Origin of the sequence: Mesorhizobium sp. M0028, from assembly GCF_040323855.1 — a bacterium.
Taxonomy (GTDB): domain Bacteria; phylum Pseudomonadota; class Alphaproteobacteria; order Rhizobiales; family Rhizobiaceae; genus Mesorhizobium.
Genome location: NZ_JAMYVG010000022.1, coordinates 60,283 through 86,026 on the forward strand (window position 1 = coordinate 60,283; position 25,744 = coordinate 86,026).

29 protein-coding genes and 1 tRNA gene are annotated in these 25,744 nt (G+C 60.8%); 18 read left to right on the plus strand and 12 right to left on the minus strand.

Translation table 11 applies throughout. The annotated features are described in order from the left end of the window. Positions 1-5: 5 nt before the first annotated feature. Positions 6-1,736 (plus strand): gamma-glutamyltransferase, encoded by a 1,731-nt coding sequence (gene ggt, locus NKJ93_RS27855; RefSeq protein WP_352592362.1) that lies wholly within the window; start codon positions 6-8, stop codon positions 1,734-1,736. A 68-nt stretch (positions 1,737-1,804) separates the two neighbouring features. Here ggt (NKJ93_RS27855) and NKJ93_RS27860 read toward each other — a convergent pair whose 3' ends face one another. The 3 genes from NKJ93_RS27860 to NKJ93_RS27870 form a co-directional block, all read right to left on the minus strand. Next, positions 1,805-2,149, minus strand: a complete 345-nt coding sequence (locus NKJ93_RS27860) for a hypothetical protein (RefSeq protein WP_198030499.1) — start codon at positions 2,147-2,149, stop codon at positions 1,805-1,807. Between the two features lie 175 nt (positions 2,150-2,324). Then, the gene (locus tag NKJ93_RS27865) at positions 2,325-2,774 is read right to left on the minus strand and encodes a hypothetical protein (protein ID WP_352493799.1); all 450 of its coding nucleotides are present in this window, start codon (positions 2,772-2,774) and stop codon (positions 2,325-2,327) included. 134 nt (positions 2,775-2,908) lie between these two features. Beyond that, positions 2,909-3,208, minus strand: a complete 300-nt coding sequence (locus tag NKJ93_RS27870) for a DUF1236 domain-containing protein (protein WP_023719460.1) — start codon at positions 3,206-3,208, stop codon at positions 2,909-2,911. Positions 3,209-3,632: 424 nt separating this feature from the next. On the opposite strand from NKJ93_RS27870, the gene NKJ93_RS27875 reads away from it, so the two are divergent. The 3 genes from NKJ93_RS27875 (at position 3,633) to NKJ93_RS27885 (ending at position 5,343) form a co-directional block, all read left to right on the plus strand. Further along, entirely contained in the window at positions 3,633-3,824 is a 192-nt protein-coding gene (locus NKJ93_RS27875) for a DUF3606 domain-containing protein (RefSeq protein ID WP_023719459.1), read from the plus strand. 104 nt (positions 3,825-3,928) lie between these two features. Then, positions 3,929-4,195 (plus strand): DUF6894 family protein, encoded by a 267-nt coding sequence (locus NKJ93_RS27880; protein ID WP_352493800.1) that lies wholly within the window; start codon positions 3,929-3,931, stop codon positions 4,193-4,195. 797 nt (positions 4,196-4,992) lie between these two features. Next, entirely contained in the window at positions 4,993-5,343 is a 351-nt protein-coding gene (locus tag NKJ93_RS27885; protein WP_031194161.1) for a VanZ family protein, read from the plus strand. Between the two features lie 554 nt (positions 5,344-5,897). Here the strand turns inward: NKJ93_RS27885 and NKJ93_RS27890 are convergent. Beyond that, positions 5,898-6,794 carry an NAD-dependent epimerase/dehydratase family protein gene (locus NKJ93_RS27890; protein WP_352493801.1) on the minus strand — a complete coding sequence of 299 codons (897 nt, stop codon included), beginning with the start codon at positions 6,792-6,794 and terminating at the stop codon, positions 5,898-5,900. An 83-nt stretch (positions 6,795-6,877) separates the two neighbouring features. Next, a complete protein-coding gene (locus NKJ93_RS27895) occupies positions 6,878-8,035 on the minus strand; it encodes a mandelate racemase/muconate lactonizing enzyme family protein (RefSeq protein WP_352482446.1) in 1,158 nt (385 codons plus the stop codon). 266 nt (positions 8,036-8,301) lie between these two features. On the opposite strand from NKJ93_RS27895, the gene NKJ93_RS27900 reads away from it, so the two are divergent. After that, positions 8,302-9,288, plus strand: coding sequence for an aldo/keto reductase (locus NKJ93_RS27900; RefSeq protein ID WP_352493802.1), 987 nt, complete (start codon positions 8,302-8,304; stop codon positions 9,286-9,288). A 72-nt stretch (positions 9,289-9,360) separates the two neighbouring features. On the opposite strand, the gene NKJ93_RS27905 is transcribed toward NKJ93_RS27900, so the two are convergent. Beyond that, entirely contained in the window at positions 9,361-10,041 is a 681-nt protein-coding gene (locus NKJ93_RS27905; protein WP_352592364.1) for a FadR/GntR family transcriptional regulator, read from the minus strand. A gap of 494 nt (positions 10,042-10,535) precedes the next feature. Between NKJ93_RS27905 and NKJ93_RS27910 the strand changes: the two genes are divergently transcribed. The 13 genes from NKJ93_RS27910 to NKJ93_RS27970 all read left to right on the plus strand — a co-directional run bounded on the left by NKJ93_RS27910 (position 10,536) and on the right by NKJ93_RS27970 (position 22,983). Further along, entirely contained in the window at positions 10,536-11,816 is a 1,281-nt protein-coding gene (locus NKJ93_RS27910; RefSeq protein ID WP_352493804.1) for an ABC transporter substrate-binding protein, read from the plus strand. A gap of 149 nt (positions 11,817-11,965) precedes the next feature. Next, entirely contained in the window at positions 11,966-12,742 is a 777-nt protein-coding gene (locus tag NKJ93_RS27915) for a carbohydrate ABC transporter permease (protein ID WP_352515894.1), read from the plus strand. Next, on the plus strand, positions 12,739-13,617 hold the full coding sequence (locus NKJ93_RS27920; protein ID WP_352482439.1) for a carbohydrate ABC transporter permease: 879 nt from the start codon (positions 12,739-12,741) through the stop codon (positions 13,615-13,617). The genes NKJ93_RS27915 and NKJ93_RS27920 overlap by 4 nt, the downstream gene beginning before the upstream one ends. A gap of 40 nt (positions 13,618-13,657) precedes the next feature. Next, the gene (locus tag NKJ93_RS27925; protein ID WP_352493805.1) at positions 13,658-14,413 is read left to right on the plus strand and encodes an RraA family protein; all 756 of its coding nucleotides are present in this window, start codon (positions 13,658-13,660) and stop codon (positions 14,411-14,413) included. 26 nt (positions 14,414-14,439) lie between these two features. Next, a complete protein-coding gene (locus NKJ93_RS27930) occupies positions 14,440-15,495 on the plus strand; it encodes an ABC transporter ATP-binding protein (protein WP_352482438.1) in 1,056 nt (351 codons plus the stop codon). Between the two features lie 272 nt (positions 15,496-15,767). Then, positions 15,768-16,439, plus strand: a complete 672-nt coding sequence (locus NKJ93_RS27935) for a GntR family transcriptional regulator (RefSeq protein WP_023719455.1) — start codon at positions 15,768-15,770, stop codon at positions 16,437-16,439. An 86-nt stretch (positions 16,440-16,525) separates the two neighbouring features. After that, entirely contained in the window at positions 16,526-17,371 is an 846-nt protein-coding gene (locus NKJ93_RS27940) for a transporter substrate-binding domain-containing protein (RefSeq protein ID WP_352547885.1), read from the plus strand. Positions 17,372-17,440: 69 nt separating this feature from the next. Continuing rightward, the gene (locus NKJ93_RS27945; RefSeq protein WP_023719453.1) at positions 17,441-18,154 is read left to right on the plus strand and encodes an ABC transporter permease; all 714 of its coding nucleotides are present in this window, start codon (positions 17,441-17,443) and stop codon (positions 18,152-18,154) included. Beyond that, on the plus strand, positions 18,151-18,867 hold the full coding sequence (locus tag NKJ93_RS27950) for an ABC transporter permease (protein ID WP_023719452.1): 717 nt from the start codon (positions 18,151-18,153) through the stop codon (positions 18,865-18,867). The genes NKJ93_RS27945 and NKJ93_RS27950 overlap by 4 nt, the downstream gene beginning before the upstream one ends. Before the next feature lie 21 nt (positions 18,868-18,888). Continuing rightward, a complete protein-coding gene (gene ggt, locus NKJ93_RS27955; protein ID WP_352547883.1) occupies positions 18,889-20,481 on the plus strand; it encodes a gamma-glutamyltransferase in 1,593 nt (530 codons plus the stop codon). Positions 20,482-20,943: 462 nt separating this feature from the next. Then, entirely contained in the window at positions 20,944-21,399 is a 456-nt protein-coding gene (locus NKJ93_RS27960) for a hypothetical protein (RefSeq protein ID WP_156948087.1), read from the plus strand. After that, on the plus strand, positions 21,396-22,151 hold the full coding sequence (locus NKJ93_RS27965; protein WP_023719449.1) for an AAA family ATPase: 756 nt from the start codon (positions 21,396-21,398) through the stop codon (positions 22,149-22,151). The genes NKJ93_RS27960 and NKJ93_RS27965 overlap by 4 nt, the downstream gene beginning before the upstream one ends. A 217-nt stretch (positions 22,152-22,368) precedes the next feature. Next, entirely contained in the window at positions 22,369-22,983 is a 615-nt protein-coding gene (locus NKJ93_RS27970) for a class I SAM-dependent DNA methyltransferase (protein WP_245278607.1), read from the plus strand. Positions 22,984-23,185: 202 nt separating this feature from the next. Here NKJ93_RS27970 and NKJ93_RS27975 read toward each other — a convergent pair. The 6 genes from NKJ93_RS27975 to NKJ93_RS28000 all read right to left on the minus strand — a co-directional run bounded on the left by NKJ93_RS27975 (position 23,186) and on the right by NKJ93_RS28000 (position 25,742). Then, positions 23,186-23,261: transfer RNA gene (locus NKJ93_RS27975), tRNA-Phe, on the minus strand. Between the two features lie 375 nt (positions 23,262-23,636). Further along, positions 23,637-23,828: a DNA gyrase inhibitor YacG gene (yacG, locus tag NKJ93_RS27980; RefSeq protein ID WP_023719447.1), complete on the minus strand. Its 192-nt coding sequence runs from the start codon at positions 23,826-23,828 to the stop codon at positions 23,637-23,639. Beyond that, entirely contained in the window at positions 23,825-24,454 is a 630-nt protein-coding gene (locus NKJ93_RS27985) for a Maf-like protein (protein WP_023719446.1), read from the minus strand. Before NKJ93_RS27985 ends, yacG begins: the two co-directional genes overlap by 4 nt. Before the next feature lie 25 nt (positions 24,455-24,479). Then, positions 24,480-24,698 carry a translation initiation factor IF-1 gene (gene infA, locus NKJ93_RS27990; RefSeq protein WP_006200926.1) on the minus strand — a complete coding sequence of 73 codons (219 nt, stop codon included), beginning with the start codon at positions 24,696-24,698 and terminating at the stop codon, positions 24,480-24,482. Positions 24,699-24,787: 89 nt separating this feature from the next. Continuing rightward, complete coding sequence (locus tag NKJ93_RS27995; RefSeq protein WP_023719445.1) at positions 24,788-25,198, minus strand: arsenate-mycothiol transferase ArsC; 411 nt, start codon at positions 25,196-25,198, stop codon at positions 24,788-24,790. Between the two features lie 58 nt (positions 25,199-25,256). Continuing rightward, complete coding sequence (locus NKJ93_RS28000) at positions 25,257-25,742, minus strand: UPF0262 family protein (protein ID WP_023719444.1); 486 nt, start codon at positions 25,740-25,742, stop codon at positions 25,257-25,259. Between the last annotated feature and the right edge of the window lie 2 nt (positions 25,743-25,744).

Here is a 25,744-nt window from a genome sequence, read left to right on the forward strand (position 1 = left end):
CGGCCATGCACCGCCGAACCCTAATCGCCGTCAGCCTTTCCCTCACCCTGACCTTCGTGCCGTTCCTCGCCTTCGCCGCTTCGCCGCAGCCGGCGAAGGGCGAGCACGGCATGGTGGTGACCGCCCAGCATCTTGCGTCTGAAGTCGGCGTCGAGGTGCTGAAGAAGGGCGGCAATGCCGTCGATGCCGCGGTCGCCGTCGGCTATGCGCTGGCCGTGGTCTATCCGACCGCCGGCAATATCGGCGGTGGCGGCTTCATGACCATCCGCTTCAAGGACGGCCGCTCGACCTTCCTCGATTTCCGCGAGCGCGCGCCGCTCGCCGCAACCAAAACCATGTATCTCGACAAGGACGGCAAGCCGGTAAAGGGCGCCAGTCTCGACGGCTATCTGGCCGTCGGCGTGCCGGGTTCGGTCGCCGGCTTCGAGATGGCGCGGGAGAAATACGGCACGCTGACGCGGCAGGACTTGCTGGCGCCGGCCATCCGCTTTGCCAGGGAAGGCTTCGTACTGGAGCAGGGCGATGCGGCCTCGCTCCAGGGCGGCGCGGAGCGGTTGGCGAGGGACCCGGCGGCGGCGGCCGTTTTCCTCAAGCCGGACGGCAAGCCTTACGCCGTCGGCGAGCGCCTCGTTCAGCCCGATCTCGCGGCTTCGCTTGCCGCCATTTCCGAACGCGGTGCGGATGCCTTCTACAAAGGCGCGATCGCGGACGCCATCGTCAAGGCGAGCGGCGAGAAGGGCGGCATTCTGGCCAAGGCGGATTTCGAAAACTACGCGGTGCGCGAGCTCAAGCCGGCGACCTGCAATTATCGCGGCTACGAGATCACGTCCTCGCCGCCGCCGAGCTCCGGCGGCGTCATCATCTGCGAGATCCTCAACGTGCTTGAGTTCTATCCGCTGTCCTATCTCGGCTCTGGTTCGGCCGAGACGGTTCACGTCATGGTCGAGGCGATGCGCCACGCCTATGTCGACCGGAATTCGGCGCTCGGCGATCCCGGCTTCGTCGACAATCCGGTCGCAAAACTGCTCGACAAGAATTACGCCAGGGAAATCCGCGAAAAGATCGATCCGTTCCGGGCCGGCGTGTCGCAGGAATTGATGCCGAAGGGCTTTGGCGAGAGCAACGAGACGACGCATTATTCGATCATCGACAATGACGGCAACGCCGTCGCGGTAACCTACACGCTGAACGGCTCTTTCGGCGCCGGCGTCGTCGCCGACGGCACGGGCATCCTGCTCAACAACGAGATGGACGACTTCACCCAGAAACCCGGCGTGCCCAATCTCTACGGCCTCGTCCAGGGCGAGGCGAATGCGATCGCGCCGAAAAAGACGCCGCTGTCGTCGATGAGCCCGACCATCCTCGCCAAAGACGGCAAGCCGTTCATGGTCATCGGCAGCCCTGGCGGTTCACGCATCATCACCATCACGCTGGAGGCGATCGTCAACGTCATCGATCACGGCATGAACATCCAGGAAGCGATCGACGCGCCGCGCACCCACCACCAATGGTTACCCGACACGGTCTATATCGAACCCTTCGGCCTGTCGCCGGATACCGAAAAGCTGCTTACCGGCATGGGCTACCATCTCGATCTCGCCGAGGCGAATTGGGGCCAGGCGGCCGGCATCCTGGTCGGCGGCAAGAGCCTGGCGGAAATCGAGAAGGGCGGCGGCGCCCGCTACAACGGCGCCATCGACAGCCGCGCCGCATCCGGTGAGGCTATCGGGTATTAGACCATGGTCTCAAAAGGCGGAACCGGTTTTCGGATAAGGTCACGGTCAATAGGAAGATTCGCCTTGCTTCAGGTGACCAGCGCGATGGTCGACGCAATCAGCATCAACGCCGCGACGCCGACGAACAGGGCGTAGATGCGCGGCCGATCGAGCAGGAGCGCGTTGCCGGATATCCATGCCGCGGTGGCGCCGCCAAGCGCGAAAAAGAAGGTGCTGCGGCGCCCGAAGCTCAAGCCGGCGGCCATCAGGCCGCCGATGATCAGGGCGCCGAATACGATGATCACGGCTACCGCGTATTTTTCGAAATCGTTGCTGCCGGCGCTCGGGCCGATCGCGTTCAACCTCGACAGATCGTCCGGATCGAACGGGCTGGTCGACCCATATTCGTCTTGACCGACAGGCTCATGCATCATTCGTTCTCCGCAAACCGACAGCAAATCATCAAGCCTCGCCGAGCGCAACCGCTCGCCGAATGTGATCGGCACGGTGTTCAACACTTTCTGGCGGCGGCTTGCCAGAGATTTTTGGGTTCGTGCTTTGATCGCCCCGCTGCTCGGTCGGGTCAAGTGTTTTGCCCGAGCTTAATCTTCAAGCCGCCCTGGCCAAAGACTGCGTCGCCTGAACGGAAGCTCCAAGCACCGCCTGTGCGGTGTCGGCCTGTCTTTCATCGACATGCGCCAGCACCAGGATCACACCTTGTGCGGCATCCGGCTGGCCCGGCTGCTTGCCGATACGGGACAATGTCGCGAAAAGTCTGCCGGCAACGCCGCCCAAGACTGCACCGACGAGGGCCGATGCCAGCCATCCCGCGCCGAGGGGATCGATGCCGGGCATATCAAAGGCGCCGAGGCCGGCCAACAAACCGGCTGCCGCACCAAGGACGGTACCCGTACCTGGATCGCGCAAGACGGCGCCGATTTCATCATCGTAGGGTCCGATGACGCTGATCTCCTGGCGAGCAATTCCTGCTGCCTGAAGCGTTTCGACGGCACGCGCCGCCTGGTCATGGGAATCGAAAAGTCTGCTGATTGTTCGCATTGAAACTGCCTGTGAGGCCCCCCGGCCCTCGACGGTAAGGCGGGTCCCAGCTGAGCGCCGAGGAAACCGCCTGACGCAAACGTCACCCGCCGCTCATTTCCGAGCGACGGGCGACGGCTGCCCGAGTTTTCACGTCACTCGATGACCTTGATGACCTTGCGCGTGCCTGGGTCGACGACAACGGTGCGGTTGTCAATGACGACATAACGATATTTGACGTTCGGGACCTCATGAAGCTCGACGGTGTCGGGGAGCGTCGAGCCGATGTTGAGCTCCACCCCAGGGATTTTCACCGAGGCCAGCGGCTGCTTTTTCACATACTCCCTGATGACGGTTTCCTGCTGCGGTTCGATGACAACGTCTTGCGCCGCAGCGGCGCCGACGCCTGCCAGCAGCAAAAGTCCCGCCGCCGCGGTGGAAAGATGCATTCTCATGGTCGTCTCCTTTGCGAACTCGGTCCGCTCTTCGCGCCAAGGCTCATTCGAACGGAAGCCAGCTGAAAACGTTCCGTCGACGGGGCTTCGGTCCCACCCGGCGGGGACCAATCGACGTGTTGCCGCAGGACCTAAGTCTGATCCTCGCGGGCAAAGGGTAGGTTTGTCGCGAAGCCCGGAACCGCCGCCGCTCAAACTCGTTGCTGGCTGCACGTTCCGGGAGGATTCTTTGGAAAATGTCGACGGTTGCTCGCACCGATCTTGGCTGTTTCCATTCCGATCGAACCTGGCATCTGCGCAGCCCTGTCCCTTCCTGCGCCGATAGGGTTCGCGCGTCACTTTTGTGGCGGGCGAACCCTCAATTGCAGCGTGCTTCTGACCAAAGTTGACCCTGAGGCGAGGAGAAGAGACGAGGAGAAGAGAAATGGCCGATGACAAGAGCAAGCGAGACTTCAGCGACCGCAACCGCGTGTCGGCGGATGAGTATTATGAGGTCGAATATTTCGCGCGGGAAAATGGTGTCTCGCCCAGCCAGGTGAGCAAGCTGATCAAAAGGACCGGTGGCGACCGGATGATCCTCTCGCAAGCGGTGAAAGCATTGCGCGAGCGCAAGTGAGACGGCGGCGGAGCCGGCGGTTGGAAAGGCACTGATCACGATCTGCCGAGAATTCCGGTCAGCTATCGACAACGTGCCCGGATGCCGCTGCTTCGGCCAAGCCAATGCCCCTTTATTTCTTCGATTCCGATGAAGACGGAATCGTCTATTCCGACGATCAGGGAACGTCATGTGACGATTTCCCGCTGGTCAGGAAAGAAGCCCTTCGCACATTGGGCGAGATGGCCAGGGATGGCCTTCCTCACCGTAGGATCACAGTCAAGGTCCGGAACGACCATGACGGTCTGGTGCTTGAAGTGGCTTTGACCTTTGCCGTCGAAACGCGGCATTTCGACGAACGGATTTTCCAGATCAACATGCGCATGAGTTGACGGCCCGATCGTTGTCGTGCCGACCATGAGATTCTGGAGCAGCCGGCATCTTCCCCAAGGGAACATTAGAAGTCTCTAATTGTTATCTTAAGCAGCGGGAACCTCCCGGGTTTCTGCTGCAGATCGGGGTGCAACCCGGTCGGCCCGCGCCCTCCGCCAGAGGCGCGGGCTTCGTTTGTTTAGCCGATGCGCAACGCCATGCGGTGGCAGCATATTGGAAACCTGCGGGAGCATAAGCAGCAGAAGTCGCTACCGCGGCGCCCTGGCGCCCAGGCAACGGAGCCCGTCGTCCGACAGGGCGGCGGGCTTTTTGATGCGGGCCGGGTCATCGCGCAACCGGTGGAAATCCAATACATGTCGCGCAAAAGTGTGAAGCGGTTTTGCGATAACGACATGCATCAAGACAAGAACTTTAAGCACGTCGCATGAGGCCGGTCGAACGCGACGCGCTTTAGCTGGGAGAGATGGCCGGCGCTGCTTCGTGAGGCGTGGGGTAAGGTGCCTGATGCAGCGCCGGCCAAGCGGAAATCAGGTCCGCCGCAGCCAGATAGTAGCTGCGTTGGCGCGGCGGGTAATTGCGTGATCGCGGAAGCCACACCATTGCAGACCACTTGCCACGAGCCCGGCCTGTGCAGCGGCTGACCCGAAGCATTCATTCATTCTGACGATGCACCGGACGCCCGGACGGCGGAAATTGGACGCCGCGTTCGCTCTCGATTCAGCGGCCAGCGGTGTTCCCTGCAGATTTCGGACGAAAGGCCATTTCACCCTTGTTGCGCCTGGATTCTTATCAGATCGTGGCAAGGATTGCTTTTCCCGCCGCGTTTGCCGGCGTTCTGCTGTTTGCCCTTTTGCCGGAGCAGCTCCTGCAGGGTCTTGGCCTGGCTTTCACGTTTGGTCACGACAAGCTCAATCACGCCGCCGCCTTCGTCGTGCTGGCGGCTCTCGGAAGTCTCGGCTGGCCGGAACACAAGGCGAAGCTGATCGTCCTCCTCGTGCTCACGGGCGCGGCGATCGAGGGCCTTCAGGCCGTGCAGCTGATAGGGCGCCACCCGGATCTATTCGACTGGGTGGCCGACTGCGCCGGAATGGCCTTCGGGCTGACAATTGCAGGCTGGACAAAGCGGCTCGCCGGCGGATTGCCATAGCTCGAAAGCGCATAACGGAATCGGCGCGCCCGTGCTGCAATATGGGGAAAATGGCCGGCGTCACTTGGGGGGGCGCGTTGGGGTAAGTTGCCTGACGGACGCCGGCCAGGCGGAAAAATCAGGTCCGCCGCAAAGTAATGTAGCAGCAATGGCAAAGCGCGGCAGTAGCGTGATCGCGGAAGGTCCGCCTTCTCGCCTCCGATGCGGTGACCCGTTTTGGGTCAATAATTCTGGCACCTGAATTGCGCTGTAAGCAATGCCGGGGAACACTCCGGCGATCGTCCCCGAATGTGGGGCCTCGCCGCTTCGCAAATGGAGCGGCGGGCCTTTTTGCCGGAAGTCGCCAAGCCTTCGCTGGCGCCATGGTTTCACGCCAGATAATTCTTGCAGATCATCGACAATCCGCTCGGCACGAGATCGTCATCCGGCCGACCGAGCAGCCGTAAACGCTGCCGAAGATTCGCCGACGGCCAAGCGGGAGATCTCGGCATGAGCCGTCACGGACCGGGCGCCATTCGAAGCTTGCTCAACGGTAGGAGCCGGGCCGGCCTCGATCATGAATCCCGAGGCTGATCTCGCCAATCATGCTCTTGCTGGAACCCTAGAAGCTCACGCAGCTTGCGATTTGAGATTGGCCCCTCAAATTGCTCTATCGAGCGTGTAATCGGCGTGCCTGGTGCATGCTTCTTGAGAAACTCTTCCGTTGGCGCATCGGCAACGATATTGTCGTTGACGGCATTGAAGATTTGGAACCCCAAACCGTCCTTCTCGATGCAAAGATGCACGATCTGGCCCAGATCGCGCGTGTCCATATAGGTCCAGCCATCGCGCCGCCGTTTTGAAGCGTCCGCCAAAAACTCCGGAAACCGTGCATAGTCTTGCGGCTCGACAACGCCACCTATTCGGAGCGCGTAAATGTCGTATCCGGTGCGGGAAGCGAAGGAGCGTGCGATCTTCTCGCCCAAGACCTTGGAAAGACCGTAGCTGTCGGTCGGATCGGTATCGTAGTCTTCTTCCACCGGAAACGATGTGAAATCGCGTTCGCCTTCGGCAAAACACACGCCATAGACCGTCTCGCTGGACGCGGTGATGATCTTGCGGATGCCGAGCTTGGTGGCGGCCTCGATTACATTGTAGGTCGAAAGCACATTGGCGGCGAACATGGCGTTGTCCGGTCGCAGGAATATTCTCGGGATGGCCGCGAAATGGACCATGGCGTCGACTGGGCCACGGCCTTTCCCGCCAAAATATTCGCCGAAACCGAAATGCAGCGTCAGTGCATTGTAGGTCTCGCCGGCATCGGCAAGGTTGGTGATGATGGTGTCGACGCCTGGCACATCAAGTGGCGTCAGGTCGAGGTTCAGGACCTGATGCCCACGCTTGAGCAGGTAAGGTATGACGTGACGGCCGATCTTGCCGCTGCCACCGGTGAAAATGATCCGCTTGCCCATGATTCCTCCAACGGACTTCTATCGGCGAGCGGAAATCTGGCCAAAAGGCATTTCCGCCCGGTCAAGAGCTATTCAGTCGCGCGCTATTCAAAGATGCCGTAGCCGGGCACGGCGTATTTGTGGACGCCATCCATGTCGAGATCGACGCCGATGCCGGGCACGTCGGGCACCACGATGTGGCCGTCTTCAACGATCGACCTGGCGCCGTCTGGCAGGCGCACATAACTGTCCCACACTTCCCGTTCTTCCAGGGCATGCCACTCCAGCACCAGGAAGTTCGGAACGCTCGCGCAGACATGGCACGTCGCCATTGTGCCGAGCGGCGTCGACACGAGATGCGGCGCGAACGGCACATAATACATCTCGGCGAGATTCGCGATCTTGCGGCTTTCCGCGAGGCCGCCGCATTTCGGCACGTCGGGCATGATGACGTCGGCGCCATAATTCTGGAACAACTCACGAAAACCCCAGCGCAGGTAGAGATTCTCGCCGACACAGATCGGGGTCTTGGTCCGCATGCGGATCTGCTTCAGTGCCTCAACATTTTCTGCCGGAATAGGTTCTTCCAGCCACAGAAGGTTGAACCGCTCCATCTCCCCTGCAATGCGGCTGGCGCTGAGCACGTCGTAGCGCGCGTGCAGGTCGATACAGAGATCGATGTCAGGGCCGATCGCCTCGCGCACCGCGGCCACGCGTTCCACCATGAAGCGCAGCTCCGCGCCGTTGATGGTGTGGTTTGCCGCGTCGAACTTTGCCGGATGGCGCAAATTGTCGATGTCGAATTTTAGCGCCGTAAAGCCCTCGTCCACCATGCGGCGCGCGCGCGCCGCGCATCCTTCCGGCGAACCGGTTTCTTCATCGCCGTCGCCGCAATCGGCATAGAGCCTGATCCGGTCGCGGAACTTGCCGCCGAACATGCGATAGAGCGGCTGGCCAGCAGCCTTCGCCGCTACATCCCACAGCGCCATCTCAAGCCCGGTCAGGGCAATGAGAAAGACGCCGGCCTGGGCGCCGGAGAACACATGGTCGCGGCGGATCTTGTCCCAGCAATATTCGACGTTGCGTGGATCCTGACCGATGAGCTCCGACTTGAGCTCCGAAATTAGCCCGACGATCGCGGCCGCGCCCGCATCGGGGTTCGCCTCGCCGTAACCGGAGATGCCGGCGTCCGTGTCGATACGGATCAGAGTCGCCTTGCCATGATAGGCGACGACCGCCGTCTTGATGTCCACGATCTTCATCGAACCCATCCTCCAATGATGGTGCCGCGCTTCAAACGCACCGTACGGGCGAATTGAACTTGTCCGATGAGCATATAAGATGAGAAGATGTGGCGTAAACCCCCTTTGAGCGATTACGCAGAAATGCACTTTGAAAGCACTGGAACCGTAGATCGCCGGGAATTCAGCCAAGCTAAACCTACTTGTTAGACGAGCATATAAGCGTATAAATGAGTGGCAGCAAGGCGACAAGCACAGCCATGCATGCCGCAAACCGGAGGAACAGGATGCAACAGCGACAGCTAGGATCGTCGCCGGTCAAGGTGTCGGAGATCGGCCTGGGGACTTGGGGTATGTCCGGCGCGTTTTGGGGCGCGGCCGATGACGAGGAATCGATCCGGGTGATTCGCCGCGCCCTGGAGCTTGGCATTACGCTGATCGACACAGCCGAAGCCTATGGACATGGCCATGCCGAGGAGGTCGTCGGCAAGGCGCTGGCCGGCCGCCGGGACAAGGCGATCATCGCGACCAAGGTTGCGCCCAACCATCTCGAACCTGCAGCGATAGAGGCGGCGCTTGATGGCTCGCTGAAGCGGATGCAGACGGACTATGTCGACGTCTATTTTGTCCACTGGCCGAATTCGGATTTTCCCATCGGCCCTACCATGACGATGATGGAGAGGCTTCGGTCGTCAGGGCGGATCAAAGCGGTTGGCGTCTCGAATTTCAGCACAGCTGATATGGACAGCGCCCGCCAGCATGGCGTCATCGACGTGCTCCAGCCTCCTTACAACATGCTGTGGCGCGAGGTTGAGGGGCAAACTCTTCCCTATTGCCGCAAGCACAATATCGGCGTCATGCCTTACAGCGGTCTGGCCCAAGGGCTGCTCACGGGCTTGCTCTCGCCGGATACCAAATTCGTCGAGGGAGACGAGCGGCGCACCACCGTGCTGTTCCAACCGGGCACCTACGAGCGCGCCGTCGGAGCCGTCGATGCCCTCAAGCCGATAGCGGCCAAATACGGCAAGACGCTGCCGCAGCTTGCGATCCAATGGCTCACCAGCAGGCCGGGTGTGAGTTCGCCCCTTGTGGGCGCGCGGACGGTCAGGGAGCTTGAGGAAAACGTCGAGAGTGTCGGTTGGAAGATTTCCGACGTGGACGTCGCGGCCATCGACAAACTCACCGCCCCCATCTGGGCGGAAATCAAGGACAAAGGCGACATGTTCGGATATCGCGCAAGGCAGCGTCAGGAACAGGAAGCCAGAAGAGCTTAGTTCGGTCGTGTCCTCCTGACACGCAGGCGGCGCGGTCAGCCACGACAGCTGGCCGCGCCTGTAGAACGTTGCTTAGCTCGCCATTTCCTTGTCGGGCATGGCGACGGCAGTGGTTGCCTTCAGGTGTCGGCGCATCGCCTCTTCGGCGCGCTTGGCGTCGCGTGCGACCAGCGCCTCGTAGATCGCCCTGTGCATTTCTGTGGCGGAAGGAAGAGCATGCGGCATCTGGTTGCTGATGCGTCTGCTCGCCGCTTGCCACCACCGTGACGAATACATGAAGCGGTCAAGGATTCTGTTCCGGGAAGCGCGGCAAATTTCCATATGGAAATCCAGGTCGAGCTTCAGATACGCGTCCGGATTGTCTTCGGTCGCGGACATCGCCGCGAGCAGCGTGCCGAGACGTTCGAGGTTTTCCTTGGTCATGTGTTTGGCCGCGATGGCGGCGATGGCGGGTTCGATGATTATTCGCGTCGCGTGCGCTTCCGCCAGCAGTTCGCGGACCTGTTCGGGCGGCAGCCAGTCGATCAGCAATGGACTGAGATAATCCCATTCTTCGGCAGGACGCAGCACCACGCGCCTTCCCTGTGCGATCTCGATCATGTCGAGAGAAGCTAGGATCTTGAGCGCTTCCCGCGCGACCGCGCGCGAAACCCCGAACTCCTGAAGGATCTGCTGTTCCGACGGCCCCTGGCTGCCGGCGACGCCGCCGGTGGCGATGCGACGCGCGAGCACGCCCGCCACCTGCTTGGGCAAAGTTTGAAGCTTGACCTCCATGGAATCGACCATTAACATCCACTTGTCTGATAAGCTTATAGGCTGATGGTTGGATATGCAGTCAACTTATCTCGTGAATGCTCACTAACCCATAACTCGGCCCGCGGGAAGGGACGTTGGACTCTCAACTTCAATATCCCCGCCCACGACGTTCGAGATCAGGACCATTGCGCGTCGGCTGACCGCGCTCATCGCATTGTGTCCGGCCGTCTCGACGGCTCGCGACGCACCGATTGCGTGGTTTGCGGGTCGCAGAGCCCGCCGAAAGGAAGGCAGACCGAAAGGAAAGGCTACCGCCGGAAGCCTCAGAGGCCATCGGGCCTCGGCAGGGCAAGGCAGCATGTGGACGGGCGTGATCTGGGCTGTGTCGCTGTGGGAGGAGCAAAGCCACACTGCGGCCCAAGGGGAAACCTGGCCGTCGTCGCTCGACCCCGAAAGGGGGCCGACCAATTACAAGCAAGGAGGAAATTGTAATGTCCGGAAACCTATCGAGACGCAAATTCCTGGCCGCGAGTGCCGCGGCAACGGCCGGCTCGCTTGCGGCGCCGTGGATCGCCAGAGCAGAGGCGAACGAGATCACCGCGCTGCTGATCACCGGCGGCCCGCTCTATCCCAAATACTGGGAGAAAATCGTCCAGGATTTCACCGCCAAGACTGGCATCAAGGTTCGCTACGATCTGCTGGAATTCACTCCGCTGACATCGAAAGTCGTCACACTCAGCGCCGCGAAATCGAGCCAGTACGACGTCTACAGCACGCACACCGCCCAGATCGATTCCTATTTCAACCATTTTGCGCCGCTGAACAGCTATTTCAGCGACTCCGAACTGGCTGACTTCTATCCGGTTGCGGTCAAATACCTACGCGATCCCAAGACCGGCAATCTGGCCGCTATCCCGCGCAACATGGATGCGCGCGTTCAATATTACCGCAGCGACATCTACCAGGAGAAAGGCCTGAAGCCGGCCGAAACCTGGAATGATCTGGTGGACGTCGGCCTGAAACTTACCGGCAATGGCCACTATGGGCTGGTCGTGCCGGGGCAGGGTGACCCCGCGCAGCGCACCTTCAGCGATCTCCTGTGGCAAGCCGGCGGGGACTGGGTCGATCAGGCCAACAAGCCAGCTTTCAATTCCGAAGCCGGCATCAAAGCCCTCACCTTCTACCGCGACCTCATCCAGAAGCACAAAATCGTGCCGCCGGACGCGGTCGGCTATCAGTGGAATGAAAATTCGACCGAATTCTCGTCCGGTACGGTCTACGCCAATTTCGACTGGCCAGGTGCCTTCGCAACCTTATCCAATCCGGAAACTTCGCGGGTCGTCAGCAAGTGGTCGACTGCACCCTACATCAGGGACAAGGCAGCGATTTCGTGCGCCATCTCCCATGCCATGGCTCTCAATGGACAATCAGGACGCAAGGAACCTGCCGTCGAATTCATCAGATATACGGTCGGTCCGGAGGCGCAGCGGCTGCAGTTCGATCAGTTCACCAACTTCCCCAGCAGTCAGGCGATCGCCAAGGAAGTGATCGCAGCGGCAAAAGGTCCCCAGGCCGTGTGGCTGCAGCAACTCGAGACGACGATAGCGAACGGCAAGGAATGGCCGAAGCTGGCTGGATTCTCGAAAGTCTGCACCTTGATGTTTTCGGCTATCGAACAGGCCCTGACCGACCAGGTCTCGCCGAGCGACTCGCTCAACCAGGCGGCGACTGAGGCGGAGGAGATCATGCGTCGGGCCGGAGCATACGACTGAGGATGCCGCCCGTCGCGCAGCACCAGGTCCCGGGGCGTCGGCGACGTTCGCCGCTGCCCTACACCTGGCAGAGGGGGTACCTCCTGGCCAGCCCCGCGCTCCTCGTCATGCTCGCCATCCTTATCTATCCGCTCGGATATTCTTTCATAATGAGTTTCTTTCGCTGGGATCTGAGCGGCTCAGCGCCATTCGCCGGAACTGGGAATTACACCGACGAACTCTTCGGCCGCCAGTTCAATCAGGCTCTGCGAAATCAGATCATCTTCAGCGTCGTTTCCATCACGGTGGAAGTGGTGGCTGGAATGGCGATCGCTGTGCTCGTCAACGGCAAATTGCGCGGAATGCGGCTCGCGCGCACCTTGCTGCTGGTGCCGCCGATGATCGCGCCCGCCGTCGTGGGGCTGAATTTCCGTTGGCTTTTCAACACCCAGTACGGGCTCGTGGACGCGCTGCTGCGCATGTTCAACCTGCCCGACATCCCCTGGCTCAATCATCCGACCTGGGCTCTTGTCTCGGTGATTGTCGCCGATGTCTGGCAGAATACGCCGCTGATGGTGCTGCTATTTCTTGCCGGTCTGCAATCCTTGCCGCAGGAGCCGCTCGAGGCCGCCACGGTGGACGGCGCCACGCCATGGCAGCGCTTCTGGCACATCGTGCTGCCACTGATGCGTCCGGTCATCATGATAGCGCTGATGCTTCGCATCATCGACACGTTCCGGACCTTCGACGTCGTATGGCTGATGACGCAGGGCGGGCCGGGAGGCGCCACAAACCTACTCACCGTCTATTCCTATCTGCTGGCGTTTCAGGCGGTGGATTTCGGACACGCGGCGGCGGTTTCCTACATCGCGCTGGGAATGTCGCTGTTCGTGCTCGGCCTCCTCTACGGGGTGCCGTGGCTGATTGCGAAACGGAGAGCGATATGACCGAAGCCGCGATCGTCAGCGCGCGTCCCAAGCCACGGCGCCGTCGCCGCCGGTTCACGGCAGGCGCCGCCGGCCAATATCTAGCGCTGGTTCTGACCATCGCCCTCACCGTCTTTCCGCTGGCATGGCTGTTCCTGACCTCGATCCGCAGTTCAGCCGACATCTTCTCCGTCCCGGTGCACATCATCCCCGAGACCGCGACGATGGCGCAGTACGTCTCCGTCTTCACCGAGTACGACACGATGGGTTATGTGTGGAACACCGTCATCGTCTCGGTCGCGACGGTCATCTTGGTCCATCTGCTGGCCATACCCTGCGCATACGCCCTGTCGCGCTTCAGGATGCCGGGCGTCATGCTGATTTTTGGCCTGCTTTTGATCATGCGCATGATTCCGGTCATCGCGCTCGCCATCCCGCTCTTCGCCGTGTTCGCCGCGCTCGGCCTGCTGGATACCATTTGGGCGCTGATTCTGAGCCATACGGCGGCTAAACTGCCCGTCGCCATCTGGCTGCTGCTGGGCTTCATCCAGGATGTGCCCAAAGAGATCGAGGAGGCTGCCCAGTCGGACGGCGCCGGCACGGTGCGCACCCTGGTCCAGATCGTGGCGCCGCTGGTTGCGCCTGGCATCGGGGCCAGCGCGGTCATCACCTTCCTTTTCACCTGGAATGACCTGCTGCTCGCATTGACGCTGACTTCCAGCAAGGCCGCACAGACGCTGCCAGTCGGGCTGACCAACTTCGTCTCGCAGTTCGGCATCGACTGGGGAGCGATGTCGGCGGCGGGCGTCCTCATGGTCATCCCGACCTTGGCGTTTGTCTGGTTTGCTCAAGGCCTGTTGGTCAAGGGTCTCACGACCGGTGCAGTTCGCGGCTGAATTGAGATCATGAAAAACTTGATCGAAGGGAGGATGAAACGTGGAAGTAGGCCAGGCAGCGGCAATAAAGGACATTTCTCGGCCACCGAGGCAGCTGGTCGACGCACTTGCAGCGATCGGTTCAGCGACCTTGGCCAGCGAGCTTTATCACAAGATGGGTATTCGCGATCCGCACATCCGAGGGCCGCGGCCGCTAACGCCCGGCCGCACGGCGGCCGGGCCGGCTCTCACCCTCCAGTGCATGCCGAAGCGCGAGGATCTCTACAACGAGACTGAGTATGAGGAGCCCGAACGCCAACTTCACCGTCACGTCCTGTACCCCACGCAGCCGGGCGACATGGTGGTCGTCGATGCGCGCGGCGACCTTGGCAGCGGTATCTTCGGTGAGATGATGTTGACCTATTTCGCCGGGCGTGGCGGGGCCGGCGTGGTTGTCGACGGGTGTATCCGAGATTCTGCCCAGGCGGCTGCCTTGGACATCGGCATCTGGGTGAGGGATGTCACGCCGAATTTCCACGCCCAGACCAACATCGTCCCCTTTGCCGTTAACGTCCCCATTGCCTGCTCGAACGTACTCGTCATACCGGGAGACATCATCGTCGCCGACGATGATGGCGTCGTCGTGGTACCGGTAGCCCTTGCCCCAAAACTGGTTGAGCTCGCCGGCGAACATATCGAGTGGGAGGAATTTTCCCGCACGCGCTTGGCCGAGGGAGGCGACCTGCGGAAATACTACCCGTTGAGCCCCGAAGGCGAGGCCGAATACCGCGCCTGGCGGCATGCTCAACGAAAATGAGTAGTGCCCGGACGGGAGGAAAATAGGTGTCTGCAATCCAGATAGATCAGCTCGGCAAGAGCTTTGGCGCCGTGGAAGTTCTGCGCGATGTGACGATCGAGATCGCCAGCGGCGAGTTTGTCGTCCTTGTCGGTCCCTCAGGCTGCGGCAAGTCAACCCTTCTGCGCATGATCGCCGGCTTGGAAGAACAGACGACAGGCGAGATCCGCATCGGCGGGCGGGTCGTCGACGAGATGCCGGCCAAATCGCGCGACATTGCGATGGTGTTCCAGAGCTACGCGCTTTATCCGCACATGAGTGTCGCGGACAATATGAGCTTTGCGCTTCGATTGGCGAAGGTCCCCAGAGAAGAGATTGTCGCGAGGGTGAAAGCGGCCGCTGAAATCCTCGGCCTGCAGGATCTGCTTGGCCGCATGCCACGCCAGCTGTCCGGCGGTCAGCGCCAGCGCGTCGCCATGGGCCGGGCGATCGTGCGCGATCCAGCCGCCTTCCTGTTTGACGAGCCGCTGAGCAACCTCGATGCCAAGCTGCGTGTCAAGATGCGCGCCGAGATCAAGAAGCTTCACCAGCGGCTGGGCCGAACGAGCATCTACGTCACTCACGATCAGACCGAAGCGATGACCCTTGCCGACCGTATCGTAGTGCTGAACCGGGGCCGCATCGAACAGATCGGCACACCTTCAGAGCTCTATGAGCAACCCGCCAACCTGTTCGTCGCCGGTTTTATCGGATCCCCGGAAATGAACCTGATCCCGGGCCGGATCGACAACGGCGCATTCGTCGCCGAGCAGGGTCTCCGCTTACCCTTACCGGAGGACGGCCGGATGGGGGACAGGGAAGAGGTGGTATACGGAATTCGTCCGCAGCACATTGCAATCGGCGGGAACCACGCTCGGGCGGAGGTTCAGGTGGTCGAGCCGACCGGCGAGGCCCAGGAACTTACCTTGAATGCAGGTGGCGTCGACCTCATGGCCGAGGTGCGGGATCAGCCCCCGTTCAGACCTGATCAGGAGATTGGCTTGGAGATCATGGTCTCCAAGGTGCATCTGTTCGATGCTCGAAGCGGCATCAGGATTGTTTAGGGGCGGGCGCTGACGGGCTTCCGGCGAATCTCGGCATCGACCTTGGCCGGCATTGTCGAAGAGGTCGGTGAGGCGTCGAAGGTTTCCGACGCGTAGGCACCGAAAAGCACGCCGATCAGCGGCTTAGCTGATGACGGTGTGCTTGCCCCATTTTCCCCCCAAGTGTTTATTCTCACAATAGAAATTCTAACGCGCACAAGCTTCGGTGCTTGACACAGGTCGCGACAACTGGATAAGTGGATACACAGATACGCTCTGATTGGACCAAGGACATGGCAGCAGACGCAATCGAGCCGCTGGGCATCACGACCGCCGAGGAGGAGGCTTATCGCCACATTCAGCGTGCCTTGAGGATGGGGCGCTACCGCGCCGGGGACCGGCTTATCCCGGAAGAGATCGCGACGGAAATCGGCATGAGCCGCATGCCGGTTCGCGAAGCGTTCCGCCAGCTGGCCGCGGAAGGTCTTGTGGTCATTCGCCCGAACCGTGGCTGCATCGTCGCCGGGCTTACCCTCGATGAGATTTACGAAACCTTTGAAATGCGCTCGGTGCTCGAAGGGTTGGCGGTGAGGCTTGCCATGCCGCACATCGATGTCGAAGTGCTTGAAGAACTGGAACGCCAGCTCGACCGCATGGAGCGCGCCAGCCAGACCGGCAGCAGCGACTGGGTCGTGCGCCATCAGGCCTTCCATTTGCAGATTTGCCAACTGAGCAACCGACCCAAGCTGGTCCGGCAGATTGCCAGCCTGCACGTCGTGATCGAACCCTACCTGCGCATCTGGTTCGACTATGTCGACAAGCCCGCCAGCGCGCGCGCCGAGCACGAGATCCTGATTGAGGTGTTGCGGTCAGGTGATGCCGGCAAGGCAGAGATCGTCATGCGGGATCATATCGTCGAGACAGCGCCCCTTCTGGCCAACTTCGCAAGTCCCGGCCGCCGCTAGAAAACGCCATCTAACTCGTTGAAGCCGGAAGATAATCCGGCACGACGAAAGGGAACTGCCATACCGGCAAAAAAGAGGAGAATGACATGAAAATTAGCCGCATCGCAGCCATTGCGTCGGTCCTGTTCGGCCTGGTCCAGGCCGCCGTCGCACAAGAAACACCAAAGGCAATTACCATTGCCACCGAAGGAGCCTACGCGCCCTGGAATTTCACAACAGCCGACGGCAAACTGGACGGCTTCGAAGTCGATCTCGCCAATGATTTGTGCGGGCGAATGAAGATCGAGTGCAAGATCGTCGCACAGGACTGGGACGGCATGATCCCCGCGCTGACCGTCGGCAAGTTCGACGTGATCATGGCGAGCATGTTCATCACTGAAAAACGTCTGAAGATCATTGACTTTACCCAGCCATATGCGGTGGATCCCTCAGGTTTCGCGGTCGCAAAGGATAGCGAACTGGGCAAGGTCGGCATTTCCAACGAGCGGTTCAAGCTGGAGAATGAAGCCTCTGCGCAGGCGGCAATCGACAAGCTCAAGCCATTGCTGAAGGGAAAGATCATTGGAGTTCAGGCCGCAACGGCGAACCTGGAATTTGTGAAAAAATACTTCTCGGACGTCGCTGAGATTCGCGAATACAAGACCACCGAGCAACACGATCTCGATCTTGCCGCGGGTCGCATCGACGCGCTCTTCGCACAGCAGACAGCGCTGGCCGCCACGCTGGGCAAACCGGAGTTCAGCGACTATACGCTTGCCGGGCCGGGATTTGTCGGGGGGCTCTTCGGTCTTGGCTCCGGTGCCGGTATCCGCAAAGAGGACATCAAGCTGAAAGATATGCTCAACGGGGCCATCGACGCCGCGATCGCCGATGGCACGATCAAAACCCTGTCGCTTAAATGGGTCAAGAGCGACGTCACTCCAGTCAAGTAGGCGCTTGTCGGCGAACGGCCATTCCTGACCCGTTCCGGAGCTGAGCCGTTCGCCCTGCCGGGGGTATCGATGGTTGACGCATTCCGGCTACTTGGTTTCCAGCACGGAGGTTGGGGGGCTGCTCTTCTCATGGCGGCCTCGGTTACAGTGCTTCTGTCTGTGCTGGGCTTTGCGCTTGGCGCTGTATTCGGTGGGCTGGCAGCGGCCGGCCGTCTCCGCAACTCCAAGGTATTGAGGTTCTTGGCCCTTGGCTATTGCACGGTTTTCCGAGGCGTGCCCGACCTTCTGACCATTTATCTGCTTTACTATGGAGGAAGTGTCGCCCTGACCTCGCTTGGTCATAGCCTGGGCGGGTCCGGATTCGTCGGCGTTCCGGCCTTTGCCACTGGAACCTTGGCCATCGCAATCATCTCGGGCGCCTATCAAGCCGAGGTCTATCGAGGGGCTTACCTCGCCATCGACCAAGGACAGCACGATGCCGCTTGCGCGCTTGGTCTCAACCGGCTGCAGCGGCTGCGACAGGTTATTTTTCCCCAGCTCCTGAGCTACGCGCTGCCAGGTCTCGGCAACGTGTGGCAGTTGGTTCTGAAGGACTCGTCGCTGATATCGGTAATCGGCCTCGTTGAACTGATGCGCCAGGCACAGATCGCTGCAGGTTCGACCCGTGAACCATTCATCTTCTACATTGCTGCAGCCTTGCTCTATCTGGCTATCGCTTCCGTCACGGGCCATGCCTTTTACCGTCTGGAACGAAAGGCGCCGTGGCGCGTCCGGTCGGCATGATAGATTTCAGTTTTTTCCTCGAAATCCTGCCGAAGCTCCTCGCCGGCCTGCCGCTTACGATAGAATTGGCCCTGACTTCCATTGTTGCCGGCTTCGTCCTTGCCGTCACATTGGCGCTTGCCCAGCAATCGGAATCGCCCTTCGTCGTTTTGCCGATCCGTGGCTTCGTTGCCGTGTTCAGGGGCACGCCCCTGCTGGTGCAGATTTTTCTGACATATTATGGCCTTGGTCAGTTCCGGCACCAACTGTCGGCAATTGGATTATGGGCCGTTTTCCGCGAACCCTACTGGTGCGCAATCATCGCGCTGACACTCAACACCACCGCCTATGGCAGTGAAATCCTCCGCGGCGCGATTCAATCGGTGCCGCGCGGCCTTGTCGAGGCGGCCCGGTCTGTCGGCCTGTCCACCTGTCTGACCTATCGGCATGTTATCCTGCCGCTGGCCTTTCGCCAGGCTCTGCCGAGTTACGGCAATGAAATCATCCTGATGATCAAGGGCACGTCTCTGGCCTCCATCGTGACCTTGATGGAGGTGACTGGAATTGCCCAGGGATTGATCTCCCAGACTTACCGCGCCTTTGAAGTCTTCATCTGCGCGGGCGCCATTTATCTCACTTTGAATTTCGCGATCATCCGTGCCTTGGCGGCACTCGAATACTGGATGTCGCGGCATCTGCGGCACCGCCCCTCGACGAGGGACGCCGCCTCTTGAGCACGATCAGAAGGGCATAGCATGCGAAATTTTGAGAAACCAACGCGCTCGGTCGTCGTTTCACGCGAGGCCATGGCCGCCACCTCTCATCCGTCGGCGACCCTGACGGCGGTGGAGATCATGGCGACCGGCGGCAACGCCATGGATGCCGCCATCGCAGCCTGCGCGGTGCAATGTGTCGTCGAGCCAGCCTCGACCGGCATTGGAGGCGATTGCTTCGCTCTTCTGTCGCGAAACGGATCCGGCGAGGTCATCGCCTATAACGGATCGGGCAGGACACCCGCCGCCCTCACAATTGACTGGTTCCTCGAACGTGGCATGGCGGAGGTAGCCCGCAATTCTCCTGGCTCCGTCACCATCCCGGGAGCCATCGATGCCTGGACCAGGTTGCACGCTGATCACGGGCACATGCCCTTCGATCAAATCCTGGCCCCCGCTATACGTTTCGCCGAGGAAGGCTACGCCATTTCACCGCGGGTCCATCGTGACTGGGCGTTGGAGGAAGAACTTCTGGCCTCCGATGTGACCGCGAAACGGATTTTCCTGCCAAACGGCCGCGCGCCAGGCGTTGGCGAAGTGCATCGCCAGCCTGAGTTGGCTGCAACGCTGCGGCTGATCGCCGAGAAGGGACGAGAGGCCTTCTACACTGGCCCTGTGGCCGAAGACATGGTCGCCTATCTTCGTGGGCTCGGCGGATTGCACACAGTCGAAGATTTCGTCTCGGCAACAGGCGAGTACGTGACCCCGATCAGCACGGCGTTTCGAGGCTGCGATGTGTTCGAATGTCCGCCGAATGGCCAGGGTGTGATCGCATTGCTGATTCTAAACATCCTCTCGCGCTTCGAAGCCCACGGCGACCCGCAATCCGCGGACCGGCTTCACCTGGAAATCGAAGCGACACGCCTCGCTTACGCCGCGCGTGACGTGCTCGTCGCCGATCCTGATGCGTCCGAGGTCCCGGTGGCCGACATGTTGTCGAATGCTTGGGCCGATCGTCTGGCGGGCATGATTGACCTAAAGCGCGCCCGCGCGGACCTGCCGGCGTTCGATATGCCGCTGCACAGCGACACGGTCTATATTTCCGTTGTCGACAAGGATCGCAATGCGGTCAGTTTCATCAACTCGGTCTTCGACAGCTTTGGCTCGGGCCTGGTCTCGCCACGCTCCGGTGTCGTCTTGCACAATCGCGGGCAAAGCTTTTCGCTTGACCCCAGGCACCCCAATGCAGTGGCGCCGAACAAGCGACCTCTGCATACCATCATACCCGGGATGCTTGCGAGAGGCGGCCGGGCAGAGATGCCTTTCGGCGTTATGGGTGGCTACTACCAGGCAATGGGCCACGCGCACCTGCTGACGAAGGTGCTCGACTTCGGGATAGATCTGCAGGAGGCGATCGATCTGCCGCGGGTCGCCCCTGTCAGCGGCACGATGAAGGTCCAGGCCGAACACGGGCTCGCTCGCGAAACCGTAGCTGAACTTAGCCGGCGCGGTTTCGAAATCATTCCTGCCACGGACCCGATCGGCGGTGCGCAGGCCATCCGCATCGATTGGGCAAACGGGACGCTGCTGGGTGGTTCTGAACCGCGCAAGGACGGCTGCGCCCTCGGTCTTTAGAGCGGTTGTGGCCGGAGCGGAATCCAAGATGCTGAAGGCGTTCTTCATCGCCATTTGGCCGGCGAGCAGGAGCCTCTGGCGCCATGGTCCAGATAATTCTTGCACGCCATCGACAATCCGCTCGGCGCGAGATTGTCACCCATGTCTAGGTATAAACTGTTACCTATGTCTCCGGGCCGTACAGGGAAAAAATGGTGCCCAGAGGCGGATTCGAACCACCGACACGCGGATTTTCAGTCCGCTGTCGGTGATTGATATTGTTCAGATTTTAGGCCGAATGTCGCGTTTGTGTCGCGTCAAGCCAAAACCGCCCGCTCGGCCTGAACTCGTTGCCCTGTTCAGCGCCCAAACGCGCGTGCCGTGGTGCCGACAGTCATTCAGATGGATGATGGTATGGTTCGGCACTCATAGTAAGCACTGATCCCCAGGCAATTTAGAGACTTTCTGAGGTCCATGTTCCCTATGGGCGCAAGCGGCGCGACGACGGAGGTGTTGGCGCAGGCGGCGGGGTCGGCGTCGTCGAGCCTCGCACGCCTGGAAGCCACGACGACCGACGTCGACCAACGGGCAACCGTGGGGTGCTCGATCGATCAGGAGATGGCACGGGCGACGAGCCAGTTCGACAGCGACAGGCGTGTCAACCAGCCGCAAGCGCAGGCGATCGAGAAGCAATTGCAAGTTCTCAAGTCAACCGGCAACGCTGTCGCGGCTCAACAGGCGGGACTGCACGCCATGGAAAGGCAGTCTTCCACCGCATCGCATCTCCTCCAAAGCTTTTTGCGGCGTCAGCAGGATGCCAGCGAGCGGGGTCAACTCGGCCAGGCGGATGCCAGAGTGTTTACGCTCGCCACACCGCCGGAGCGGGCGAGCTCGCTTCATCCGATCTTTCTGCTTCCTGTTCGGGAGATCCCTACATGATTATCGAGTTGTTCGGTCCGCCTGGTGCAGGCAAGACGACCCTTCTCCGCGCCCTTTGCCGTGAGCTGGCGAAACACGACATCCGTGTGAAGACAGTCAATGGCTATCGCCGGATTGATTTTGTGTCTGTCGGCAGCGAAGTCGATTCGGTCGAGGATGAAAGCCCGGAGACACGCCATGGTATCCAGCGTCTGGTGCACAAGCTCGCCACCGCGAGTCCGGTCTTGTTCTCGACCCCGCCGAGCGAGGGGGCCGCTGCGCGGCTTTTGGCATCGATCCCTCCAAAAAGCCGAATATGGGCGTTGCGTCTGAAGATCGACGTCGTTTTGCTCTTCGAAGCCTGGAATACGGCGAAGGCCTCAGAAGGGTACTTCATTTTCGAAGAGGGCATCGTTCAGGCGTTGTGTGCGCTCGTCCTGTTGGGACGAAATCCAAGTATCGACATGGTTCGTAATTGCCTGACGTTCCTGCCGCGACCGGATCTCCTCATTCAAGTCGACGCGCCCGGGGAAACGCTGCGCCACCGCCTCATTGAGCGGTATGCGCGGCAGCCGTACCTCGAGCGCCTTCTCGAAGTCGGAGTGGTCAGGGGCCTGAAGCAAGCGGATATCGCGAGGGAGATCGGCCAATGCCTGCAAGACAAATGGCCGCTGATGCGTGTCGACGGCCTCGACCCACGCAATTTCGAACAGGTCGTCGCGCGCATCGTGGGGCACGGATTGCCCGCGACGGCATGCGTCGGGCCAGACTAGAGGCGCGAGTTGCATGGTGTTCACGGTGAGATCGTTCGTTGGCATTCGCAGATTTCTGCGGGCGCAGCGGCGACCGTTCGGGAGCGTCCATGAGAACCGTGCACCCGCTCGTCGGGATTACCGAGCAAGCCACCAGACGGCTGGGTACGGTGCCCATTACTCCGACACGTACCGGTCCGGCTACTATGCAGCTCTGTGGTCGGGTATCGAAAAGCCTTTGGTCGAACGTATTCTCCTGCCTGTCGGCGGGCCGAACCGGAAATGCCTGGACTTCGCATGCGGCACAGGCCGCATAGCAAATATCGCAGCTCCATTTTTTGGTGAAGTCGTCGGCGTTGACATCTCCCAATCTATGCTGGCTAGCGCACGGGTTCCGAAGAACGTGAAATTGGTCCGCGCTGATCTTACGTTCTCTCCGCTTGCCGAAAGGTTCGACGTGGTCACGGCATTCAGATTCTTCCTCAATGCTGAAGATGAGCTCAGGAAGGATGCACTGTCGGCCATCAGCGCGCATTTGAACGAAGGTGGATTGCTAATCTCGAATATCCACATGAATGCGACCTCCCCAATAGGGCTGGTCTGCCGCATTCTGAACCGTTATGCAGGAGGGACAGTCCGCCACACTTTGAGCATTAAAGGATACGAGCAGACGCTCATTGCAAATGGCTTTATTGTCGAGCGGATAGTTGGGTACGGTTTTTTGCCGCGACCCGGGAAATTGCTGCCAAGACTGTGCGAAATATTGATGGTGCCGTTTGAAAGGACCTGCGCAAGTGCCAGGATTCCGGCGGAGCTTGCGCAGAATTTCCTGGTGGTTGCCAGAAAGCGGTAAAGCCGGCGGGCACATGAAATTTGAAACCGAGCATTTGCCATGAGGCTGGTCTTTGTTGAAGTTCATGTCGCGTGGAGTTGCCGACAGTCGCAGGAAACCCTTGAAACTCAACGGTAACAGTTCGCAACACGGCGCGACATGAAATGCCGTAAGTCGCCAAGCTGGCGACACCGCAAGCCATTGACTTTATATGAGGAAGTAGTGGTGCCCAGAGGCGGATTCGAACCACCGACACGCGGATTTTCAGTCCGCTGCTCTACCAACTGAGCTATCTGGGCCTGCTCCGGCGGGCGGCAATCTGCACACCGGGTTCATGAAAGCGCCGTCGGCACCCCTTGAAAGCGCGTGGGTTATAGCACGGGAATTCGGCCTGTCCAGCGCTTAGAGCATGATCCCGAAAAGTGGAATCCGGTTTTCGGAAAAGATCATGCTCAAACAAAAAGCATGATCCCGAAAAGTGGAATCCGGTTTTCGGAAAAGATCATGCTCAGGCAAAACGCCAGAACCTGTTCCATCCGACTCTACCCGGATGGAACAGCTTCTGGACATTGAGTTCAGGCGGGAAGCGACAGGCAGTCGGCAAGGCCGATCATCGGTCACAATCGCGGCCGCGAAACCGTCCCGAGCTTGTGGAAAACTGCAGGCGGACGGCGCTATTTCTGGTGGTCGTCGTCGTCCTCGTCGTCGCGGCCCGGGATGACGTAGACGCCCTTCAGCCAACGGTTGAGGTCGATGTCCTTGCAGCGCTTCGAGCAGAACGGGTAGGTTTCGCGCGCCGATGGCTTGCCGCATTCGGGGCAGGGCCGCTTGGGTCGCAGCGGCGTGACCTTGTCGTCCGGGCTCATATCCGCGCACCCGCCAGCCAGTTGACGTGCACCTTGAAGCCTTCGCCGCTCAGCAGCGCCACCGTCTCGTAGAGCGGCAGGCCGACGACGTTGGTGTAGGAGCCGACGAGCTTGACGACGAAGGCGCCGGCAAGCCCCTGGACGGCATAGCCGCCGGCCTTGCCGCGCCATTCTCCCGACGCGATATAGGCGTCGATCTCCTCGCGCGGCAGCCGCTTGAAGCGCACCCTGGTCTCGACCAGCCGCAAGCGCTGCTTGCCGCCCGGCGTGATCAGGCAGATGCCGGAATAGACCCGGTGCGAACGGCCGGACAGCAGCCCGAGGCAGTTGGCGGCATCGTCGAGCGTCTCGGCCTTGGGCAGGATGCGCCGCCCGACGGCAACCACCGTGTCGGCGGCCAGCACGAAGCTCGGCAGGTAGTCCGTCTCGGTTTTCAGCGAGACCAGCGCCTTCTCGGCCTTCTGCGTCGCTAGCCGCTTGGCCAGCGACCGCGGATGCTCCGCGCGCAGCGGCGTCTCGTCGACATCGGCCGGCAGCACGCGATCCGGCTCGATGCCGGCCTGCTGCAACAGCTCGATCCGGCGCGGCGAACCCGAGGCAAGCACGAGCTTCTGCAAAATGCCCATCGCGATCCCGGCCGGGTCCTTGAACTTACTTGAAGCGGTAGGTGATGCGGCCCTTGGTCAGGTCGTAGGGCGTCATCTCGACCAGGACCTTGTCGCCGGTCAAAACGCGGATGCGATTCTTGCGCATGCGGCCGGCCGTATGGGCGATGATTTCATGTTCGTTTTCGAGCTTGACCCTGAACATCGCGTTGGGCAGCAATTCCGTCACGACACCCGGAAACTCGAGGACTTCTTCCTTCGGCATTCGATACCTTTGCTTGGATGGGTACTTCCAGCGCCCCGGCCGGAAAGTTGCGCGGAACCTATATGATAAACGTCCGCTTGTGAACACGCTTAATCCGCGGCGTTTTCAGCCTCGTTGCCGAGAAAACGGCGGCCGATCCGCGCCTTCAGCCGCTCGCGCACGTCGCGATAGGCAGCCATGATCTGTTCGCGCGTGCCGCTGACGCCGGTCGGGTCGGGCATCGGCCAATATTCGACTTCGACGGCCAGCGAGCGGGTGAGTTCGAGCGCGGTGTGGTGGGCTTCCGGCGCCAGCGTCACGATCAGATCGAAATAATCGTCTTCGAGGTCGTCCATCGTTCTCGGGTGCCGTTCGCCGAGCGACAGCCCCTCTTCGGCCAGCACGGCATCGACGAACGGATCGCGTTCGCCGCCGCGCACCCCGGCCGAGGCGACGAAAGTGGTAGGCGGGAGCACCTTGCGCGCCAGCAATTCGGCCATCGGCGAGCGCACGGCGTTCATGCCGCAAACAAACAGGATCGAGCGGGGCAGGATCGAGCGGGGCAGCGGGGCGGCCAGTTTAACCTCGCCAGTGCAGCACGCAAACCAGCGTGAACAGCCGGCGCGCCGTGTCGAAATCGATGTCGATCTTGCCGGCAAGCCGGTCCATCAGCGTCTGCGAGCCTTCATTGTGCAGGCCGCGCCGGCCCATGTCGATCGCCTCGATATGGCTGGGCGTCGCGGTGCGGATGGCGTCGTAATAGCTTTCACAGATCATGTAGTAATCCTTGACGATGCGCCTAAGCGGCGTCAGCGACAGGATATGGGTGACCACGGCTGCGCCGTCCTCGCGCGCCACCGCGAACACCAGCCGGGATTCGGCCAGCGACAGTTTCAGTCGGTATGGCCCGGCACCGTCGTCATTGACCGGCTGGAAACGGTTCTCCTCGATCAGGTCGAAGATCGCCACCGCCCGCTCATGCTCGACATCGGGCGTCGATCGGCCGATCGTCTCGTCGAGCTCGACATCGATCAGCCTGGCGCGGGTTTCGTCGTAGTCGGACATTT

What these genes read in the sequence shown, in the direction of transcription:
- ggt (WP_352592362.1), top strand. Translation starts at nt 6, where the DNA reads ATGCACCGCCGAACCCTAATCGCCGTCAGCCTTTCCCTCACCCTGACC.
- NKJ93_RS27860 (WP_198030499.1), bottom strand. Translation starts at nt 2,149, where the DNA reads ATGATGCATGAGCCTGTCGGTCAAGACGAATATGGGTCGACCAGCCCG.
- NKJ93_RS27865 (WP_352493799.1), bottom strand. Translation starts at nt 2,774, where the DNA reads ATGCGAACAATCAGCAGACTTTTCGATTCCCATGACCAGGCGGCGCGT.
- NKJ93_RS27870 (WP_023719460.1), bottom strand. Translation starts at nt 3,208, where the DNA reads ATGAGAATGCATCTTTCCACCGCGGCGGCGGGACTTTTGCTGCTGGCA.
- NKJ93_RS27875 (WP_023719459.1), top strand. Translation starts at nt 3,633, where the DNA reads ATGGCCGATGACAAGAGCAAGCGAGACTTCAGCGACCGCAACCGCGTG.
- NKJ93_RS27880 (WP_352493800.1), top strand. Translation starts at nt 3,929, where the DNA reads ATGCCCCTTTATTTCTTCGATTCCGATGAAGACGGAATCGTCTATTCC.
- NKJ93_RS27890 (WP_352493801.1), bottom strand. Translation starts at nt 6,794, where the DNA reads ATGGGCAAGCGGATCATTTTCACCGGTGGCAGCGGCAAGATCGGCCGT.
- NKJ93_RS27895 (WP_352482446.1), bottom strand. Translation starts at nt 8,035, where the DNA reads ATGAAGATCGTGGACATCAAGACGGCGGTCGTCGCCTATCATGGCAAG.
- NKJ93_RS27900 (WP_352493802.1), top strand. Translation starts at nt 8,302, where the DNA reads ATGCAACAGCGACAGCTAGGATCGTCGCCGGTCAAGGTGTCGGAGATC.
- NKJ93_RS27910 (WP_352493804.1), top strand. Translation starts at nt 10,536, where the DNA reads ATGTCCGGAAACCTATCGAGACGCAAATTCCTGGCCGCGAGTGCCGCG.
- NKJ93_RS27915 (WP_352515894.1), top strand. Translation starts at nt 11,966, where the DNA reads ATGAGTTTCTTTCGCTGGGATCTGAGCGGCTCAGCGCCATTCGCCGGA.
- NKJ93_RS27920 (WP_352482439.1), top strand. Translation starts at nt 12,739, where the DNA reads ATGACCGAAGCCGCGATCGTCAGCGCGCGTCCCAAGCCACGGCGCCGT.
- NKJ93_RS27935 (WP_023719455.1), top strand. Translation starts at nt 15,768, where the DNA reads ATGGCAGCAGACGCAATCGAGCCGCTGGGCATCACGACCGCCGAGGAG.
- NKJ93_RS27940 (WP_352547885.1), top strand. Translation starts at nt 16,526, where the DNA reads ATGAAAATTAGCCGCATCGCAGCCATTGCGTCGGTCCTGTTCGGCCTG.
- NKJ93_RS27945 (WP_023719453.1), top strand. Translation starts at nt 17,441, where the DNA reads ATGGTTGACGCATTCCGGCTACTTGGTTTCCAGCACGGAGGTTGGGGG.
- NKJ93_RS27950 (WP_023719452.1), top strand. Translation starts at nt 18,151, where the DNA reads ATGATAGATTTCAGTTTTTTCCTCGAAATCCTGCCGAAGCTCCTCGCC.
- ggt (WP_352547883.1), top strand. Translation starts at nt 18,889, where the DNA reads ATGCGAAATTTTGAGAAACCAACGCGCTCGGTCGTCGTTTCACGCGAG.
- NKJ93_RS27960 (WP_156948087.1), top strand. Translation starts at nt 20,944, where the DNA reads ATGGGCGCAAGCGGCGCGACGACGGAGGTGTTGGCGCAGGCGGCGGGG.
- NKJ93_RS27965 (WP_023719449.1), top strand. Translation starts at nt 21,396, where the DNA reads ATGATTATCGAGTTGTTCGGTCCGCCTGGTGCAGGCAAGACGACCCTT.
- yacG (WP_023719447.1), bottom strand. Translation starts at nt 23,828, where the DNA reads ATGAGCCCGGACGACAAGGTCACGCCGCTGCGACCCAAGCGGCCCTGC.
- NKJ93_RS27985 (WP_023719446.1), bottom strand. Translation starts at nt 24,454, where the DNA reads ATGGGCATTTTGCAGAAGCTCGTGCTTGCCTCGGGTTCGCCGCGCCGG.
- infA (WP_006200926.1), bottom strand. Translation starts at nt 24,698, where the DNA reads ATGCCGAAGGAAGAAGTCCTCGAGTTTCCGGGTGTCGTGACGGAATTG.
- NKJ93_RS27995 (WP_023719445.1), bottom strand. Translation starts at nt 25,198, where the DNA reads ATGAACGCCGTGCGCTCGCCGATGGCCGAATTGCTGGCGCGCAAGGTG.
- NKJ93_RS28000 (WP_023719444.1), bottom strand. Translation starts at nt 25,742, where the DNA reads ATGTCCGACTACGACGAAACCCGCGCCAGGCTGATCGATGTCGAGCTC.